Below are 15,882 nucleotides of genomic sequence, written 5' to 3'. Positions count from 1 at the left end.
GGATGAAGCCGCCTGGACGATCTACCGTACACAACCAGCTTACGACTTCAGGGCTTGGCGAGATACGCCACACCATTCTGACCGTCCGCGCCCGCTACGCACCGGTTCACGCTGCGACTTTCCGTTCCACGCCGATGGGCAATTCGGGCAATTCACGATCGGACTGCGGCACCGAGCCAGGCCGGCGATGCACGTCGTGCGTCACGAAACCCTTTTCGCGGCTCGGCACATCGAACCACTCCCGATGGCCAAACGAATCGCGAATGTCGTCGAGACCGCTTTCCCAGTGCTCGCGCATCGTGTCGATGCTGAACTCATAGTCTTTGTAATGCCCCTCGTACGGCTTGTTCTTGTAGATGAGGTGCACCACATTGATCGCGCTGCCGTCGGCCGCTTCTTCAGCGAGACGGAATAGCGGATCCGTTTTGCGCAGATCGGGCGGAACATGCGCGAGCAACTCCTTGATGAAACGTGCATGCTTCTGACGATCCGCCAGCATGCTCGTAATCGCCCGCGTACGGCTCGAGTACTGAATGTCTTTGGCACGCTCAGACACGTCGAGGAAGTCCCCAGGCGGATTGCCTCTTGCGCTCCACAAATCCACCTGAAAAACCAGTGTATCCTTGTGGTCCGCATCGCGCAGCACCTCGGTCAGCGGCGTGTTGGAAACCAGGCCGCCGTCCCAGTAGTACTCGCCGTCAATCTCGACCGCCGGAAAACCTGGCGGCAACGCCCCTGACGCCATGAAATGCTCTGGCTCCAGACGCATCTTCGTGTTGTCAAAGTACATCAGGTTGCCGGTTCGCACGTTCACAGCGCCCACCGAAACGCGGATGTCGCCGTCGTTGATACGGTCGAAATCGGCGAACTTCAACAGCGTCTCCCTCAGCGCGGCCGTGTCGTAATAGCTGACCACGTTGGGGTTTTGCTTGCCGAAACCCGCCATTGGCAATGGAACCCGCGGAGAGAAAAAGCCTGCCTGGCCCTCAGTCAACGCACGCCCGGCCGCCCACATACTGCTCCATTTGCGCGACACGTCGTCCAACCCGAGTCCAGGCAATGTCCAGGCGCCCAAGCCACCGAGCCAGTCGAGCGGACGGCAGATCGAATTCCAGAATCCGCGTAATGCTTCCACGCGGTTCTCCGGTGCATTACCGGCAATGACCGCGGTGTTCAATGCGCCGATCGAAACACCGGCGATCCAGTTCGGTTGTACACCGGCCTCGGCCAGGCCTTCGTAGACGCCGGCCTGGTAAGACCCTAGTGCGCCACCGCCCTGAAGCACCAAAGCAATTTCGTCGTAGCGCGGCAGCACGAATGTATCCGGCTGCCGGTTAGTTTTTTTCGTGCTGCTGCGCATACGTGCCCCTTATTGCATTGACCAGCCGTGGCTGACGATCACCGACTGCCCAGTCAGCGCAGACGATTCAAAGCCCGCCAGGAACGCAACCGTGTTGGCAACGTCATCGACCGTGGTGAATTCGCCATCCACGGTTTCCTTGAGCATCACGTTCTTGACGACTTCGTCTTCGGAGATGCCGAGCGCCTTGGCCTGCTCGGGAATCTGCTTGTCGACGAGCGGTGTGCGCACAAAGCCCGGACACACCACGTTCGCCCGCACGCCGCGGGGGCCGCCTTCTTTCGCGACCACCCGGGCCAGTCCCAGCAGACCATGCTTGGCCGTCACATAGGCGGACTTCAGTTTCGACGCCTCATGCGAATGCACCGACCCCATGTAGACGATCGAGCCGCCCTTGCCGCCGGCGTACATGTGTTTGATCGCCGCCTTCGTGGTGAGAAAGGCGCCGTCCAGATGGATCGCCAGCATCTTCTTCCAGTCGGAAAACGCATACTCCTCAATGGGAGCGACGATCTGGATACCTGCATTCGACACGAGCACGTCGAGGCTGCCCAACTCCTGCACCGCGCGTTCAATGCCGCTGTTGACCGCTTCTTCGTTGGTGACATCCATTGCAATGGCAAGCGCCTTGCCACCTGCCGCAATAATGCTGCTGGCCACCTTCTGCGCGTTCTCGAGATTCAGGTCGGCGATTACCACCGCGGCGCCGAGACTGGCGAGTTTGCGAGCACACTGCTCACCAATACCGCTTGCTGCGCCGGTCACCAGCGCGACTTTTTGGTTCAACGACATGTTGTCTTCCTTATCGGTTCACGGATCGTTATTGATTGACCGCGAGCTTCATGCTCTCGATCGTGGCCAGATAATCGAGCGCAACCTCGCCGATATCCAGCGTGAGATTGGCAATTACGTGCCGCGCACCGACCACCCGCTTCACCGGCAGATCGGCGACCGGTGCCAACGCGTGCGGATGCAGTTCGAGCGCAGCGGGACCCGACCACGCGCCATGAACGCTCACGTCACGCAAATAGAAGCGCACGAGTTCGCACACGCGCGGCGAGCCGTCAACGTGCGGGATCACTTTCAACAGGTAGTTGGGTGTGTCCGCGAGCTTCTTGCGTTCGGCCTCGATGTCGAGCGGCACGTGCTTGAAGCCCATCGTGCCGGTTGCGACACGTTGCGTGCCGTAGTCGAGCGTGCCGAGCAGCGTGTCGTTACCGTCGACGCTCAAGGTCGGCTTGGCCAGCTTCTTCGGAAAACCCCAGATTTCACGACCACCGGCGATCGGGCCCTCGTCATCGAGGTACATCGAATGCGTGTAATTGCCGAGGCGCCCTTGCTGGTCGCGCACCGAGATGACCTGACCGCTTTCGGTGTAATTACCGAAGCCCGACGAGTCCGGCATACGAATGAATTCGTAATGCACGAGGTCGTTTTCGGGATGCAGCGGCTCCGGGACGATAGCGCGCAGCGCATCGAAATCGGTCTCGTACGAAATAATGAAGTATTCGCGATTGATGAAGCGGTACGGCGGCCGGGGATAAGCGGGATTGTGAACGGGCATCGCAAAGGCGTCTTTGCGGATCGAAGCGAGGTTCATGAGACTCCTTTATGACTAGCAGCGCATGCAGCGCCGGTGCAATGGTAGAGGCAATGCTTACACAACAGGAGTCCACATTTGTCAACAAACCGTTAACCAAACTGCAACGCTGCGGCTCGAACCTCCGGATGATTCACACTGTCGGACGCGAAACTGGCTTTGCCAGTAAAATCATGGCAATTTCGGCAGAATGGTTTCTCAACGTGCGTGTTTCATCCGGAGCCAGGCGGCACGAATCGACTGGCTGGCAGTCTTTTCCCATCTCGGATGACGGTCGTTAGGCCCGTGTAAAAATCGTCGTTTTGGGTCAGGGTCTTCTTGGAGATCACGATACGCCCGAGCAGGAAGCATGCGTTCGTCTATGGCAGGGTTTGTCTTATACCCCAGTGACAACCACGGCACCGTGATTCACAAACTTGGCTGAACGTTCGATGGAAGGGATACCTTTGTCCGTTGATGTCCAGTTGGTCAAACCAGACTGCGTCGCTTCCGGTATTGCGTCAGCGACTGGTACAGCGCATTGTCCGCACGACGCATGGCGTCGTCGAATTCGAGCTCTTCCACGGGCCAGCGAACCACAAGGCCGATCTTTATCGCGAGGACAGGCAGTTACCCACGGCAAATTGCGCCGCTGGAATAGACACCGTCGGAGCAATTCAATTTTTTGCGACCGGCCCGGCGCAAACCTTCGTCCCACGGGAGGCAGATAGTTATCCACGCTAGGGCTGCGCCTAGTCGAGCTTTTGAATGGCCTTAACCAGATTGCGCGTCTATGTTCCGATCAAGTCCCGTTGATAGAACCCTGAGTACCGCACCAAGTGGCGGGCTGCGTCTGCCGGGTCGAGACCTTCGTTGAGTACGGCACTTGAGAACCCGGTTCGCGCCATCTGCAGAAGTTGGTCAATCTGCACGTCACCGATTGCGCGCAAATCCCCCTCAAAACCCAGTCTGCGGCGAAGAAGATAGGCCTGACTATATGCACGGCCATCGGTGAAATGCGGAAAATGCAACTCGATTCGCCCGATGCCGGCGAGGCCGTCTGCCAACGCCATCGGGTCTGCATCATTGGCGAGCCTGAGGACATTGGGCGGTTCATCGCCCTGAGCTGCGGACCATGCAATGACATTCAATTCGGGGACGTTGTTCATGCGCGCACCTCCTGCTCTGCTCTCGCGCTGCTAGCCGCCGCTTTGAACGGGTCAAGGCCGGTCCGACGCAAAGTTTCAATGAAACGTTCGTATCGCCCTTGTTCTCGGTATTCGCGCAATTCGCGGTACTTTTCGAGAATGGCTGCGACGACATCTGGCAGCTCAGCAGCAGAGAACGAAGGACCAATCACCTTTCCGGGTTGCGCGGCGCCACTCGCAGCGGTCCCGTCAGCCCCTCCCAGCGTAATCTGATAACACTCCTTCCCGTCCTTGTCGACGCCCAGCACTCCGATGTGCCCGCTGTGGTGATGGCCGCACGAGTTGATGCAGCCGCTGATATGGACGTCTATTTCACCAATGTCATCGAGTTCGTCAATATCCTGATAGCGCTCGGCAAGTGCCTGGGCGATTGGGATTGAACGCGCGTTCGCCAGCGCACAAAAATCCCCTCCGGGACACGCGATGATGTCGGTCAACAATCCGACGTTCGTACTGGCCAGACCCAGCTGACGAGCGCCCTCCCACAAGGCAAAGAGGTTGTCTGAAGCCACCCATGGAAGGACGACATTTTGAGTGTGCGTCACGCGTGCCTCGCCCGCTGAAAAGCGGTCCGCCAGGTCGGCAAGCCTCTCCAACTGCCCGGCTGACGCATCTCCGGGTGCTTGCCCAAGACGCTTGAATGACAGCGTGACGATGCGTAGTGCCGGGTCCTTGTGAAGAGCCACGTTTCGCTGCATCCATCGCATGAAAATCGGATTATCAGTGGGCGCATCCTGCCTCGCAGCGTGCTTTGACTCGCTACGAGTCACCGCTGGTGCCACGAACGAGGCGGTCACGCGGGCAAGTTCCTCCGGTGGAATCGTATGCGGCCCCCCATCGTGCTCGACGATTTCTCGAAACTCGTCTTCAACATCGTCGATGTAGCGCTGCCCCTCGGCCTTAACCAGAATCTTGATGCGCGCCTTGTACTTGTTGTCCCGCCTTCCGTAGCGGTTGTACACGCGCACGACCGCTTCGATGTAGTTCATGATGTGATTCCAGGGCAAAAACTCACGAAGCACGGAGCCGACCATCGGCGTACGCCCCATGCCTCCGCCGACTGTTATACGAAAACCCAGTTCGCCCAGTTCATTGCGCAAGAGCCGGAGGCCGACATCATGCCAGTCGGTCGCGGCGCGGTCCTCTGCGGCGCCTGTTACCGCAATCTTGAATTTTCGCGGCAGGAATGCGAACTCGGGGTGCAAGGTCGTCCATTGCCGCATGAGTTCGGCGAAAGGCCGCGGGTCGGCGATTTCGTCAGGGGCGACACCTGCGCGCTCGTCGCAAGAGATGTTGCGGATGCAGTTACCGCTAGTTTGAATGCCATGCATGTCGACGGACGCCAGAAGGTCCATCACATCAGCGGCCTTGCTCAAGGGAATCCAGTTGAACTGCACGTTGGTTCGTGTCGTGAAGTGCGCTGAATTTGTCGGTAGATGGGTCGTACCCAGCCTGCGTTGGGCGTCAGCAGCCTTTAGATAGACCTCAGGCTCTGGTGCGTCGAACTCTCGGGCGATGCGGGCCAAGACGCGGAGCTGGGCGCTCGACAATTCGCCATATGGCACTGCGACGCGCAACATTGGCGCGTGGCGCTGTACATACCAGCCGTTCTGCAGGCGCAGCGGACGAAAGTCGTCTTCACTCAGCCGACCGCTTTGCCAGCGGTCCAGCTGGTCCCGAAACTGCGCCGCACGGCTCTTGACAAATGCTGTGTCGAAATCGTTGTACTGATACATGGGTAGGGAGCGTCTCGCGTCGCAGTATTACGCGACGTAGTTGAGGGCGACGGATGTTGGAGGCAACCATCCGAAAGGCACGAGCACCCACGATAGGCCCCTCGCCGTCCGGCGAAAAGCAGCAGATGCCACCGATGTTTGCGTAGCAGGCGAGCTAAGCTGGTGGCGTCCGCACAATCGCTTATAGCCCCACCGCAGTCGTCCTTGGCTCAATGACGGAGACTATAGTATTGCGGCACAATTTCTCTGCAGACACGCCGGGAATCATGCGAGAAAGCGTGCGCTGCAAGTTCGGTTACCGAAGAACACGGTAAGGGCAATCAATGAATCGCTACGAGACTATTGCGAACAATCTGGCAACGCAAATCCGGGAAGGCCTTCTTCCCGCCGGAGCCAGGCTTCCGTCACTTCGCCACCTGATCGCGCAGTACGGCGTGAGCCAGTCGACGGTATTTCGCGCCTACTCGCTCCTTGAGCAGTGGGGTCTCGTGCGCGCCGAGGAGCGTGCTGGGTATTTCGTCACGAAGGGCGCCACCGTGAACGAGACGGTTCGGGGAGAAGGACTTGCAACTGAACCAAGGAAGGTAGACATCAGCGACCTGGTGTTCTCCGTGCTCGAATCAGCCCGGCATGCGGACATTGTGCCGTTGGGTTCAGCGTTCCCCTCGCCACAGCTCTTTCCAACTGCGCGGCTTCTGAAGTCGCTGGTCGCCGGCACACGGTCGCTCACCCCATGGAACACGGTGGAAGACCTACCGCCCGGTAACGACCATCTCCGCCAGCAAATCAGTCTTCGTTACGTTGGAACGGGCATGTCCGTGTCGCCGAACGAAATTCTCATTACAAACGGTGCCCTCGAAGCGTTGAATCTCTGTTTGATGGCCGTCACCCGGCCTGGAGACCTCGTGGCTGTGGAGTCCCCGGGTTTCTACGCCGCCCTGCAGGCTATTGAGCGGCTCGACCTTCGAGCTGTGGAGATACCTGTCGACCCGGTGTCCGGCCTTGACCTGGAAGCGTTACAAAGTGCGCTTGACCAGCATCCCATTCGAGCGTGCTGGTTCATGCCCAACTTCCAGAATCCGACCGGCACATCCTTGTCAGCCGACAAGAAGCGCGCTCTGGTAGAACTACTGCGTAGACGCGAAGTCCCGCTCATCGAAGACGACGTCTACCAGGAGCTTCATTTCAGCCGCGACCGTCCGCTGCCAGCCAAAGCGTTCGATACGCAGGGGCTTGTCATGCACTGCAGTTCCTTTTCAAAAACACTCGCGCCCGGCTATCGAATCGGATGGACGGCGGCCGGAAGATTCTCTGACAAAGTCCGACGGCTGAAACTGATGACGACACTTTCTGCGTGCATTCCCGCGCAAGCAGGCGTTGCCGACTATCTGGAGCACGGAGGATACGACAAACACTTGCGCTCGCTGCGTTCGTCGTTTCAGTCACAGCTCGAGCGAATGGAGACGGCACTCCATAGATGGCTGCCGAGTCCAGTTAGGTGGGTGCGTCCGACTGGTGGCTACCTGCTGTGGCTACAGCTTCCGCAGTCTGTCAAAGCAATGGAACTTCATGCGTTGGCGAGCGCGCGCGGTATCAGCATCGCTCCGGGGCCGATTTTCTCAGCGACGCACGGGTTCCAGGACTGTATCCGGCTCAATTTCGGCCATCCTTGGGACAATCGCTTCGAAAACGCGATTCGCGAACTCGCCGAAATTCTCGACGACCCTTCTATTCACGGCTAGTGTCGCCACCGCAGCGTCAACGGTCGAGTCTACGCCGCGAGGCCCTCTGCGGCGCGTTGCCTTATCCCATCCGCGCGCACGAGCGCGCTTGCAATCAGAATCCTTGCGCCGAACTTGTGACGTCGGCAATCAGATGTACGGCACCAAAGATGAGCAAGCCAATCATCAAGGCGAGCGCGACGGCGACAAACGGCAGCAGCACCATGTTGACATTCGCCATATCCGCCTCATGAGCGGCACGTTTGCGTACCCCAAAAAAGCTGGCCAACACCATGCAAATCATACGGAAAAGTTCCACGATTTCTCTCCCAGAAATCCATCTCATGGCAAATACTCTCGTATAGCGCTCGGTACTGGAAGAAGCAGTTATCGCCGATTCGAGGTAAGCAGGAACTGAGGGTGCAGTGGGAAACTGCCACCATTCCGTAGGTCTGCGTTCTTCGGCACGTTATCGCCAACCACGATCAGGCATCGGCCTGCGGTTCGGCGCCCTCAGGACGGACGCGCTTGCGCGCAATCTCGTCGAGTCTGTCGCCGAGGAGGCGACGCACCGCCACATAGAACACCGGTATGAGTAGCAGCCCGAAGATCGTCGCGAACAGCATCCCGCCGATCACGCCGGGTGCCGATCTCGTGGCGCGACGCCGCGCCGGCGCCGCTCGATGTCACCACAGGCACGGCGCCGACGATGAACGCGAGCGACGTCATCAGGATCGGCCGAAACCGCAGCCGGGCCGCGCTCATGACTGGCTCGTGCGCCAGCCTCCTGCCTCGCGGAAGGTCATAGTGTCTTAACAGAAGCGTCAATCAAGGCGGCTAGGTAAGTGTCCGCTCCACGCCTAACACGCGACATCGACCTTGGCGATACGCACTCACGGACTGTTGCCAACTCAGCACCAGCGCGGGCACGATCCGGCCGCTTCAAAAAGTCTTTGCACATATCTGATGTGTCAGATATAGTTTCAATCAGAAACGGAGATGTCAATCATGAGCCACTATAGCGAAGACAGCTTTTTGCCGGTCCAGCACATCCTCTTTGCGCTGAGCAAAGCGCGCAACCTGCTCACGGCGGAAATGGACGTCGCGCTTGCGGGCACGGGCGTCAGTAGTTCGCACGTCGGCGAGTTGTTGCTCCTTGCCCTGGGCGATGCGCGCTCGTCGGCCGAGTTGTCCAGGCTGCTGGGCATCAATTCGGGATTCGTCACACGAGTGGTCGACCGCCTGGAAAGGCGAGGTCTCGTGCGCCGGGGTCGCAACAGTCCGGACCGGCGGGTGGTCGACCTGACGTTGACCGAAGCCGGTCGGCATGTTGCCGGGCGGATCGCAGAGATCATGCCGGCGGTGTTGAACCGGCGCCTGTCAGGTTTTACCCCCCTGGAATTTGCGACCTTGTGCAGACTCCTCGGCAAGTTGCTGGATGAATGAGCTTTTTTTTAACCGAATATCTGACATATCAGATAAATGGCGACTGCGTGAGAACAGCCGGCCATCAAGCCTCTTAAAGGACGCAACATGAATCCGCCAAATAACGCGAGCGCTCTGGCGCCATTGACTGGCTGGCAGTTCGCACTGGGCACCTTCGCTGTGGCCCTCGCCACCTTCATGAATGTGCTGGACTCGTCCATCGCCAATGTCGCGATCCCGACGCTCTCCGGCGACCTCGGCGTGTCGGTCGACGAAGGCACGTGGGTCATCACGTTGTTCGCCGCGGCCAACGCGGTATCGATTCCGCTGACCGGCTGGCTCACGCAGCGGATCGGGCAGGTCAAACTCTTCGTGGCCGCGATCCTGCTGTTCGTGGTGGCGTCCGCGGCGTGCGGCCTCGCGCCCAGCCTGCCTGTGCTGCTCATGGCGCGTATCGTGCAGGGCGTGGTGGCGGGGCCGCTGGTGCCATTGTCGCAATCGCTCCTGCTCTCCTCGTTTCCGCGGGAAAAAAGCTCAAGCGCGCTGTCCCTGTGGGCAATGACCGCAACGGTCGGGCCGATCGCCGGGCCCGCTTTGGGCGGCTGGATCACCGACAACTACAACTGGTCGTGGATCTTCTACATCAACGTGCCCGTCGGCCTCTTCGCCGCCGCGGTGATCTGGGCGCTCTACCGCAAGCGCGAAACGCCGTCGCGCAAGCTGCCAATCGACAAGGTGGGGCTCGTGTCGCTGATTGTCTGGGTGGGCGCGCTGCAGATCATGCTCGACAAGGGTAAGGATCTCGACTGGTTCAATTCGCCGGTGATCTGGGCGCTCACGATCGTCGCGCTGGTCGGGTTCCTGTTCTTCGTGATCTGGGAGCTGACCGAGGCCAAGCCGATTGTCGATCTGCGCCTGTTCAAGGGACGCAACTTCCTGGGCGGCACCATCGCGATATCGGTCGCGTACGCGGTCTTCTTCGCCAACCTCGTGATCCTGCCGACGTGGATTCAGGAGTATCTGGGCTACCGGGCCGTCGATGCGGGGCTCGTGACCGCGCCGCTCGGCATCTTCGCCGTGCTTCTTGCGCCCGTGATGGGCAAGATCATGCCGAAATCGGACATGCGGGTGCTGGCGACGCTTGCCTTCCTGGGCTTTGCGGGCGTGTTCCTGATGCGCTCGTGGTACACGACGGGTGTCGACGCCTACACGCTCGTTCTGCCGACGCTGCTGCAGGGCATCCCGATGGCGCTGTTCTTCACGCCGCTCACGGCGATCATCCTGTCCGGCTTGCCGCCGGAGAAGATCCCTGCGGCCGCGGGTCTGTCGAACTTCGCACGGATCTTTGCCGGTGCGGCGGGCACGTCGCTCCTGAGCACCATCTGGAACGACCGCACAATCCAGCATCATGCACAGCTCGCCGAGCGGACCAGCGTGAACAACCCGGCCTATGTGCACGCGCTCGCCGGTATTCAGACGACGCTGCATGCGAGTCTCTTCAAAGCCGAGGCTTTTTTTGAAACCCAACTGAATGCGCAGGCTTCGATGCTCGGCCTGAACGATGTGTTCTGGCTGTCGGCGGTGATCTTTATCGTGATCATTCCGCTCATCTGGATCACCAAACCCAGCAAGGACGGCGCGAAGAACGCAGCGGGCGCGGGCGGTCACTGAGCAGCGCGCCGCCCGATCCGGAAAAATCGCAAAAATTCTTCTTGCACTCTTCTGACTTTGCAGTTATTGTTCTAGTCACTTAACCTGAGGCCCACCATGAAGCACTACACACCCGAAAGTTTCTCGCTACCGCAAAGCGTCGGGTTCTTGCTGACCAAGGCCCGCAACCTGATCACGGCAGAAGTGGACACGGCTCTCAAGGATCTAAGCATCACCGGTTCGCAGATGGGCATTTTCCTTGCGATGCAGCGTGGCCTGGCCTCCACGCCGTTCGAGCTCTCGAAGATGTTGTCCGTCGACACCGGACTGATGACGCGGATGCTGGACAAGCTGGAAACGAAGGGGCTGCTGGAACGCTCGCGCAGCCTGGACGATCGCCGGGTGGTCAACCTGGTGCTGACGAAGAAGGGCGAAGAAATCGCGGCCGAGATTCCGAATATCGCGCCGGAAGTGTTGAACGCGCGGTTGAAGAAGTTCACGAAGGCAGAGTTCGAAGAGTTGCGCCGTCTGCTGAACAAGTTCATTGGCGACTGAGCGCCGTGGCGCTCCTCTTTTTTTAATCATTAATCTGATAGGTCAGACAATGAAAACGCAGATTAGTAAGTCGGCCAGCGGTGTCCGCGCGATGAAAGCGGGGCTGTCGGCGATTCTCGTGGCACTCCTCTCGGCATGCGTCAACTATGCGGGCATCCACAGCGACCAGCAGATGGCCCAGCCGCAACAGTACGAGTCGACGCAAAGCCTGCCGGCCGAAAGCGGCCACTGGCCGTCGGCCGACTGGGCCGACCAGTTCGGCGACGCGCAACTGAAGGCCTTGCTTGAGGAGGCGCTCAAGGGCAGCCCGACGATTGCGCAGGCGCGGGCCCGCATCGCCGGGGCGCAAGCCTATACGGAAACCGCGAAGGCCAGCACGATGCCGCATGTCAACGCCGATTACTCGCTGACGCGCCAGCAGTTCAGCGGCACGGCGGCAGTGCCGCCGCCCTACGCGGGCAGCTGGCAAACCCAGAACAGCGGACTGCTGAGCGCTTCATACGATCTGGATCTGTGGGGCAAGAATCGCGAAGCGCTGAAGGCGGCGGTCTCTCAACTGCAAGCAAGCGAGGCCGACGCGGAACTCGTCAAGCTCACCCTCACGACCGCCCTCGCCCGCACCTATAACCAGCTTGCGCGGCTCTACGTGCTGCGCGATATCGCACAGCAGGAAGTCGAGCGCCGCGAACGGATCGACCGCATTACGGCCGGGCGCATTGCGACCGGGCTCGATACCCAGGTCGAGCGCAAGACGGCCCAGGCGAATCTGGCGACCGCTCGCTCAGCGCTCGCCGCGCTCGACGGCAGCATCCTGACGACCCGCTACCAGTTGGCCGCGCTCATGGGCAAAGGCCCTGACCGCGGGCTCGAGATCGCGCGGCCTGCGCTTGGCGTCGGCGACGAGGTGCGCCTGCCGGACAACCTGCCCGCCGATCTCGTGAGCCGCCGCCCGGACATCGTCGCGGCCCGCTGGCGTGTCGATGCGATCACGCACGAAGTGAAGGAAGCGAAGGCCGAGTTCTACCCGGACATCAATCTGAGCGCCGCGATCGGCCTCGACGCGTTCGGCTTTGGCCGGTTTCTCACCGCCGCGAGCCGCACGGGTTCGGCAGGAGCGGCGATCCATCTGCCGATTTTCGACGCAGGTGAACTGCGTGCGCAATTGAAGGGCCGTTACGCCGATTTCGACGATGCCGTCGCGACTTACGACCAGACGCTGATCAGCGCCCTGAGCGGCGTGGCGACCCAACTTGCGCAGATCCGCTCGAGCGACGTGCAGCTTGACGATGCGCAAACGGCGCAACAAGCCGCGCGCGAGGCCGACGATCTGGCCATCACGCAGTACAAGGGCGGCCTCACGAATCAGCTGACCGTGCTCAACGCCGACATGAACGCGCTGCAGGCCGATCAGGCCGTCGCCAACCTGCTGATGGACCGGCGCGACCAGCAGATCGCGCTCGCATCGGCACTTGGTGGCGGGTATGTCGATACGTCGTCCGAAGCAACACGCAGTGCGGATTCAGCAGCGCCTTCCAACCCCGTCGTCGCCGCGCGTTGAACCGGCACGTTTGCAAACTCTCTGGTGAATTGACATGAGCGATACCATCACGACTGACCGCACGAGTGCGGACCCGGCACAATCGAACAGCAACCGTGCACAAGATCGCCCCGCCGGCACCCCGCCGGACGCGACGCCGCCCGCCGCCTCAGGCAAGCGCAAGCTGTGGCTCGCGCTTCTGGGCCTCGGCGTCGTGGTCGCGGGCGCGGCGTATGGCGGGTACTACTTCACATATGGGCAATATCACGAGTCGACCGACGACGCGTACGTTAACGGCAACCTCGTACAGCTCACGCCGCAAGTGACCGGCACGGTTAACGCGGTCAACTCGGACGACACGCAGATCGTAAAAGCGGGCGACCCGATCGTCACGCTGGACCCGGCCGATTCGCGGATCGCGCTGCTGAACGCCGAGGCGGCGCTCGGCCAGGCCGTGCGCCAGGTGAGCACGCTCTATGTGAACAACGACTACTACGCGGCCAACGTCGCGCAGCGCGAGTCGGACCTGGCCCGCGCGCAGGACGACTTGAAGCGCCGTGTCGACGTGGCCAATACCGGCGCGGTGTCGGCGGAAGACGTTTCGCACGCCCGCGAGGCTGTGGCCGCCGCTCAGGCAGCGCTCGATGCGGCTCGCCAGCAGGCGCAATCGAACCGCGCGCTGACCGACCGCACGTCGGTCGAACAGCATCCGAACGTGCAGGCCGCCGCGGCCAAGCTTCGCGACGCCTACCTCGACTACGCACGCAATACGCTGCCGGCGCCCGTGACGGGCTACGTCGCGCAGCGCTCGGTGCAGGTTGGCGAGCGCGTCTCGCCGGGCACGCCGCTGATGTCGATCGTGCCGCTTGACGGTGTGTGGGTCGATGCGAACTTCAAGGAAGTGCAACTGCGCCGGATGCGCATCGGTCAGCCGGTCACGATGACGGCGGATGTCTACGGTTCGAAGGTCAAGTACCACGGAAAGGTGATCGGCTTCTCGGCTGGCACGGGCAGCGCGTTCGCGACGCTGCCGCCGCAGAACGCGACTGGCAACTGGATCAAGATCGTGCAGCGCCTGCCGGTGCGTATCCAGCTCGACCCGAAGGAGCTGGAGGCGCATCCGCTTCGCATCGGGCTGTCGATGGTGGTCGACGACGACACGCGCGACGACTCCGGCACGCAGCTCGCCGCTGCGGTAAACACGACCTATCACACCGATGTGTTTGCGCAGTACGGTAAACAAGCCGATGCGGAGATCGCCAAGATCATCGAGCAGAACGAGATGGCGGCACAGGTGAAGACTGCACAGGTGAAGACGGCAAAGCCGGCTGCGGCGAAGGTGGCGATGGGAGACCAGACGCGCGGATAGGCACATCCAGTGCGAGCGCAGCCCCGGCGACAGGGGCGCCTTCGCGCTTCTTACAGCCGCATGGCAACATGACGCAACGCGGCCGGGCGGGCGCTGGCCAGCTCAGGACGAACTGGAGCACCGGCGCAATCGGGCAACCGCAGCGCGTCTACGTATTCCATTCATGGACTTTTCGGCAGCTTGACGGGCGCTCCGCGCCTGCTCGAAACGCAGACACCTATGCTCAACCAGATACATGGCACACAAAACGACTACCTGCAACGCGCATTCGCCACCTTCGTGCTCTACAACCTTTACCGTGCACGTATGATCCAGACGACGGCTGTCTCCGGCGAAGCTGGATGGCAACCCTTGTGGAATGGATCATCACGAAGCGCGTTGCATGCCCTGCCATCAAGGGGACTATATGGACTATCTTGAGAGTTTGCGCGTATTCCGTTCTGTCGTCGACGCTAAAAGCTTTACGCGGGCAGCAGACATGCTGGGTATTAGCGTACCGGCCGTGTCACGCGCTATTTCAGGACTCGAGACACGGCTGGACAGCCGTCTGTTTCATCGGACGACACGGCAGATTTCGATGACGGAGGCGGCTGAGCGCTTCTATGCGGGCAGCTCCCGCATTCTGAACGATCTGGAGGTGCTGGAAGCTGAAGCGTCGATGCAGACAGTTGAGCCTGGCGGTGTGCTCCGACTCGTCGCCCATACCTCGGCGACGGTGTTTCGACTCGTACCGCTGATCTCGACCTTCAAGCGCAAGTATTCCAAAGTCGATCTAGATGTGACCCTCACCGAGCGACCGGTAGATCTGGTCGCGGACGGTTATGACCTGGGCATCGTCGTGCCCTTCATGTTGAGCACCGAGACCGTCGTCACTCGACTTCTCGAGCGCGTACCGCTCACTATCGTAGCCACGCCGGAGTATCTGAAAAGACACACATTACCCCGGCATCCATCCGAGTTGACCAAACACACGTTCGTCGCCGTGTCACCGTCCGTTCGCAAGCCAGAGTTGACCTTCCGCCTGGACGAAGGGGATCTGACCGTCCCACTTACGTATCACGTCGCATCGAATAGCCCAATGTTCAATCGGGAAATGGTACTGGAGGGATTAGGCATCGGTGCGATGTCAGCAGCGCTCGCGCAGGCTGAACTGTCCTCCGGCAGGCTAGTACCGATCCTTACCGACTTCGAAATCGTCGATGGTGCGATTGAAATCCGGCTGGCATACAACTCGAGAACACTCTTGCCGGCCAAGGTTAGAGCGTTTGTCGAGCATGCCGCAGCGTTTTTTGAGGAAACAGCAGACGTCCAGCCGGCATTGAGCTAATTCGGAGTTGTCCGAATCGACTCAATCCACACGCTGATACGTCCGAACTCAAGTCACGGTTCCGGCACTGTGCGCCTTCCTCAAGCACCAGGGGCTACGGTCGAGCGGACGGACACAGAGCCGCTTCATCCTCCGCCAGTGCCTTGGGGACGGCCTCGCGCAAGAAATCCACGAACGTCCTGATCTTGGCGTCGAGGTACTGGCGCGACGCATAGAGCGCGTAGGCGTTGAGCTTTTGCAGCCGATATTCGGGCATCACGCGGACCAACGCGCCGCTAGAAAGCGCCGGCATCGCCGTCGGCGTCGGCAGCGCTCCAATCCCCACGCCTTCACGCAGTGCCGCACTGAGCGCATCGGGAAGGTTCATTTCGAAGGCCGCCTTTGGAAGCTCGACCGTTTCCCGGCCATTAGGTCC

At 60.6% G+C, this 15,882-nt stretch carries 15 protein-coding genes; 7 read left to right on the top strand and 8 right to left on the bottom strand.

The window, feature by feature from the left end; all coding sequences use genetic code 11:
* Nucleotides 1-106: 106 nt before the first annotated feature.
* The 5 genes from FVF58_RS35070 to FVF58_RS35050 form a co-directional block, all read right to left on the bottom strand.
* A complete protein-coding gene (locus FVF58_RS35070; protein ID WP_149674313.1) occupies nt 107-1,360 on the bottom strand; it encodes a DUF3734 domain-containing protein in 1,254 nt (417 codons plus the stop codon).
* A 9-nt stretch (nt 1,361-1,369) separates the two neighbouring features.
* Nucleotides 1,370-2,152, bottom strand: a complete 783-nt coding sequence (locus FVF58_RS35065) for a 3-hydroxybutyrate dehydrogenase (protein WP_149674312.1) — start codon at nt 2,150-2,152, stop codon at nt 1,370-1,372.
* A 28-nt stretch (nt 2,153-2,180) separates the two neighbouring features.
* Nucleotides 2,181-2,960 carry an acetoacetate decarboxylase gene (locus FVF58_RS35060; protein WP_149674311.1) on the bottom strand — a complete coding sequence of 260 codons (780 nt, stop codon included), beginning with the start codon at nt 2,958-2,960 and terminating at the stop codon, nt 2,181-2,183.
* 770 nt (nt 2,961-3,730) lie between these two features.
* The gene (locus FVF58_RS35055) at nt 3,731-4,108 is read right to left on the bottom strand and encodes a DUF934 domain-containing protein (protein WP_149674310.1); all 378 of its coding nucleotides are present in this window, start codon (nt 4,106-4,108) and stop codon (nt 3,731-3,733) included.
* Nucleotides 4,105-5,883 carry a nitrite/sulfite reductase gene (locus FVF58_RS35050; protein ID WP_149674309.1) on the bottom strand — a complete coding sequence of 593 codons (1,779 nt, stop codon included), beginning with the start codon at nt 5,881-5,883 and terminating at the stop codon, nt 4,105-4,107. Before FVF58_RS35050 ends, FVF58_RS35055 begins: the two co-directional genes overlap by 4 nt.
* 323 nt (nt 5,884-6,206) lie before the next feature.
* Here FVF58_RS35050 and FVF58_RS35045 point away from each other — a divergent pair, with 323 nt between their 5' ends.
* Entirely contained in the window at nt 6,207-7,625 is a 1,419-nt protein-coding gene (locus FVF58_RS35045) for an aminotransferase-like domain-containing protein (RefSeq protein WP_149674308.1), read from the top strand.
* A 94-nt stretch (nt 7,626-7,719) separates the two neighbouring features.
* On the opposite strand, the gene FVF58_RS35040 is transcribed toward FVF58_RS35045, so the two are convergent.
* Together FVF58_RS35040 and FVF58_RS54905 are read right to left on the bottom strand one after the other, a co-directional pair.
* On the bottom strand, nt 7,720-7,923 hold the full coding sequence (locus tag FVF58_RS35040; RefSeq protein ID WP_149674307.1) for a DUF2970 domain-containing protein: 204 nt from the start codon (nt 7,921-7,923) through the stop codon (nt 7,720-7,722).
* A gap of 166 nt (nt 7,924-8,089) precedes the next feature.
* Nucleotides 8,090-8,242, bottom strand: a complete 153-nt coding sequence (locus tag FVF58_RS54905) for a hypothetical protein (RefSeq protein ID WP_425468999.1) — start codon at nt 8,240-8,242, stop codon at nt 8,090-8,092.
* A 370-nt stretch (nt 8,243-8,612) separates the two neighbouring features.
* Here FVF58_RS54905 and FVF58_RS35030 point away from each other — a divergent pair, with 370 nt between their 5' ends.
* The 6 genes from FVF58_RS35030 (at nt 8,613) to FVF58_RS35005 (ending at nt 15,467) form a co-directional block, all read left to right on the top strand.
* Complete coding sequence (locus FVF58_RS35030) at nt 8,613-9,050, top strand: MarR family winged helix-turn-helix transcriptional regulator (RefSeq protein ID WP_149674306.1); 438 nt, start codon at nt 8,613-8,615, stop codon at nt 9,048-9,050.
* 87 nt (nt 9,051-9,137) lie between these two features.
* Entirely contained in the window at nt 9,138-10,700 is a 1,563-nt protein-coding gene (locus FVF58_RS35025) for a DHA2 family efflux MFS transporter permease subunit (RefSeq protein ID WP_149674305.1), read from the top strand.
* Between the two features lie 96 nt (nt 10,701-10,796).
* Nucleotides 10,797-11,234 (top strand): MarR family winged helix-turn-helix transcriptional regulator, encoded by a 438-nt coding sequence (locus FVF58_RS35020; RefSeq protein ID WP_149674304.1) that lies wholly within the window; start codon nt 10,797-10,799, stop codon nt 11,232-11,234.
* 49 nt (nt 11,235-11,283) lie between these two features.
* The gene (locus FVF58_RS35015) at nt 11,284-12,792 is read left to right on the top strand and encodes an efflux transporter outer membrane subunit (RefSeq protein WP_149674303.1); all 1,509 of its coding nucleotides are present in this window, start codon (nt 11,284-11,286) and stop codon (nt 12,790-12,792) included.
* A gap of 34 nt (nt 12,793-12,826) precedes the next feature.
* Entirely contained in the window at nt 12,827-14,140 is a 1,314-nt protein-coding gene (locus FVF58_RS35010; protein WP_149674302.1) for an HlyD/EmrA/EmrK family protein, read from the top strand.
* 406 nt (nt 14,141-14,546) lie between these two features.
* A complete protein-coding gene (locus FVF58_RS35005; RefSeq protein ID WP_149674301.1) occupies nt 14,547-15,467 on the top strand; it encodes a LysR family transcriptional regulator in 921 nt (306 codons plus the stop codon).
* 94 nt (nt 15,468-15,561) lie between these two features.
* Here the strand turns inward: FVF58_RS35005 and FVF58_RS35000 are convergent.
* Nucleotides 15,562-15,882, bottom strand: a 321-nt coding sequence (locus FVF58_RS35000) for a LysR substrate-binding domain-containing protein (protein ID WP_246217301.1), incomplete at its 5' end; no start/stop codon positions are given.

Source organism: Paraburkholderia panacisoli (genome assembly GCF_008369935.1).
Taxonomy (GTDB): Bacteria; Pseudomonadota; Gammaproteobacteria; order Burkholderiales; family Burkholderiaceae; genus Paraburkholderia; species Paraburkholderia panacisoli.
Note: the sequence above shows the minus strand (reverse complement) of the source record. Positions and strands in the feature narration are given on the sequence as shown.

Excerpts from the sequence above, each read along its gene's own strand:
- FVF58_RS35070 (WP_149674313.1), bottom strand. The coding sequence starts at position 1,360 with ATGCGCAGCAGCACGAAAAAAACTAACCGGCAGCCGGATACATTCGTG.
- FVF58_RS35065 (WP_149674312.1), bottom strand. The coding sequence starts at position 2,152 with ATGTCGTTGAACCAAAAAGTCGCGCTGGTGACCGGCGCAGCAAGCGGT.
- FVF58_RS35060 (WP_149674311.1), bottom strand. The coding sequence starts at position 2,960 with ATGAACCTCGCTTCGATCCGCAAAGACGCCTTTGCGATGCCCGTTCAC.
- FVF58_RS35055 (WP_149674310.1), bottom strand. The coding sequence starts at position 4,108 with ATGAACAACGTCCCCGAATTGAATGTCATTGCATGGTCCGCAGCTCAG.
- FVF58_RS35050 (WP_149674309.1), bottom strand. The coding sequence starts at position 5,883 with ATGTATCAGTACAACGATTTCGACACAGCATTTGTCAAGAGCCGTGCG.
- FVF58_RS35045 (WP_149674308.1), top strand. The coding sequence starts at position 6,207 with ATGAATCGCTACGAGACTATTGCGAACAATCTGGCAACGCAAATCCGG.
- FVF58_RS35030 (WP_149674306.1), top strand. The coding sequence starts at position 8,613 with ATGAGCCACTATAGCGAAGACAGCTTTTTGCCGGTCCAGCACATCCTC.
- FVF58_RS35025 (WP_149674305.1), top strand. The coding sequence starts at position 9,138 with ATGAATCCGCCAAATAACGCGAGCGCTCTGGCGCCATTGACTGGCTGG.
- FVF58_RS35020 (WP_149674304.1), top strand. The coding sequence starts at position 10,797 with ATGAAGCACTACACACCCGAAAGTTTCTCGCTACCGCAAAGCGTCGGG.
- FVF58_RS35015 (WP_149674303.1), top strand. The coding sequence starts at position 11,284 with ATGAAAACGCAGATTAGTAAGTCGGCCAGCGGTGTCCGCGCGATGAAA.
- FVF58_RS35010 (WP_149674302.1), top strand. The coding sequence starts at position 12,827 with ATGAGCGATACCATCACGACTGACCGCACGAGTGCGGACCCGGCACAA.
- FVF58_RS35005 (WP_149674301.1), top strand. The coding sequence starts at position 14,547 with ATGGACTATCTTGAGAGTTTGCGCGTATTCCGTTCTGTCGTCGACGCT.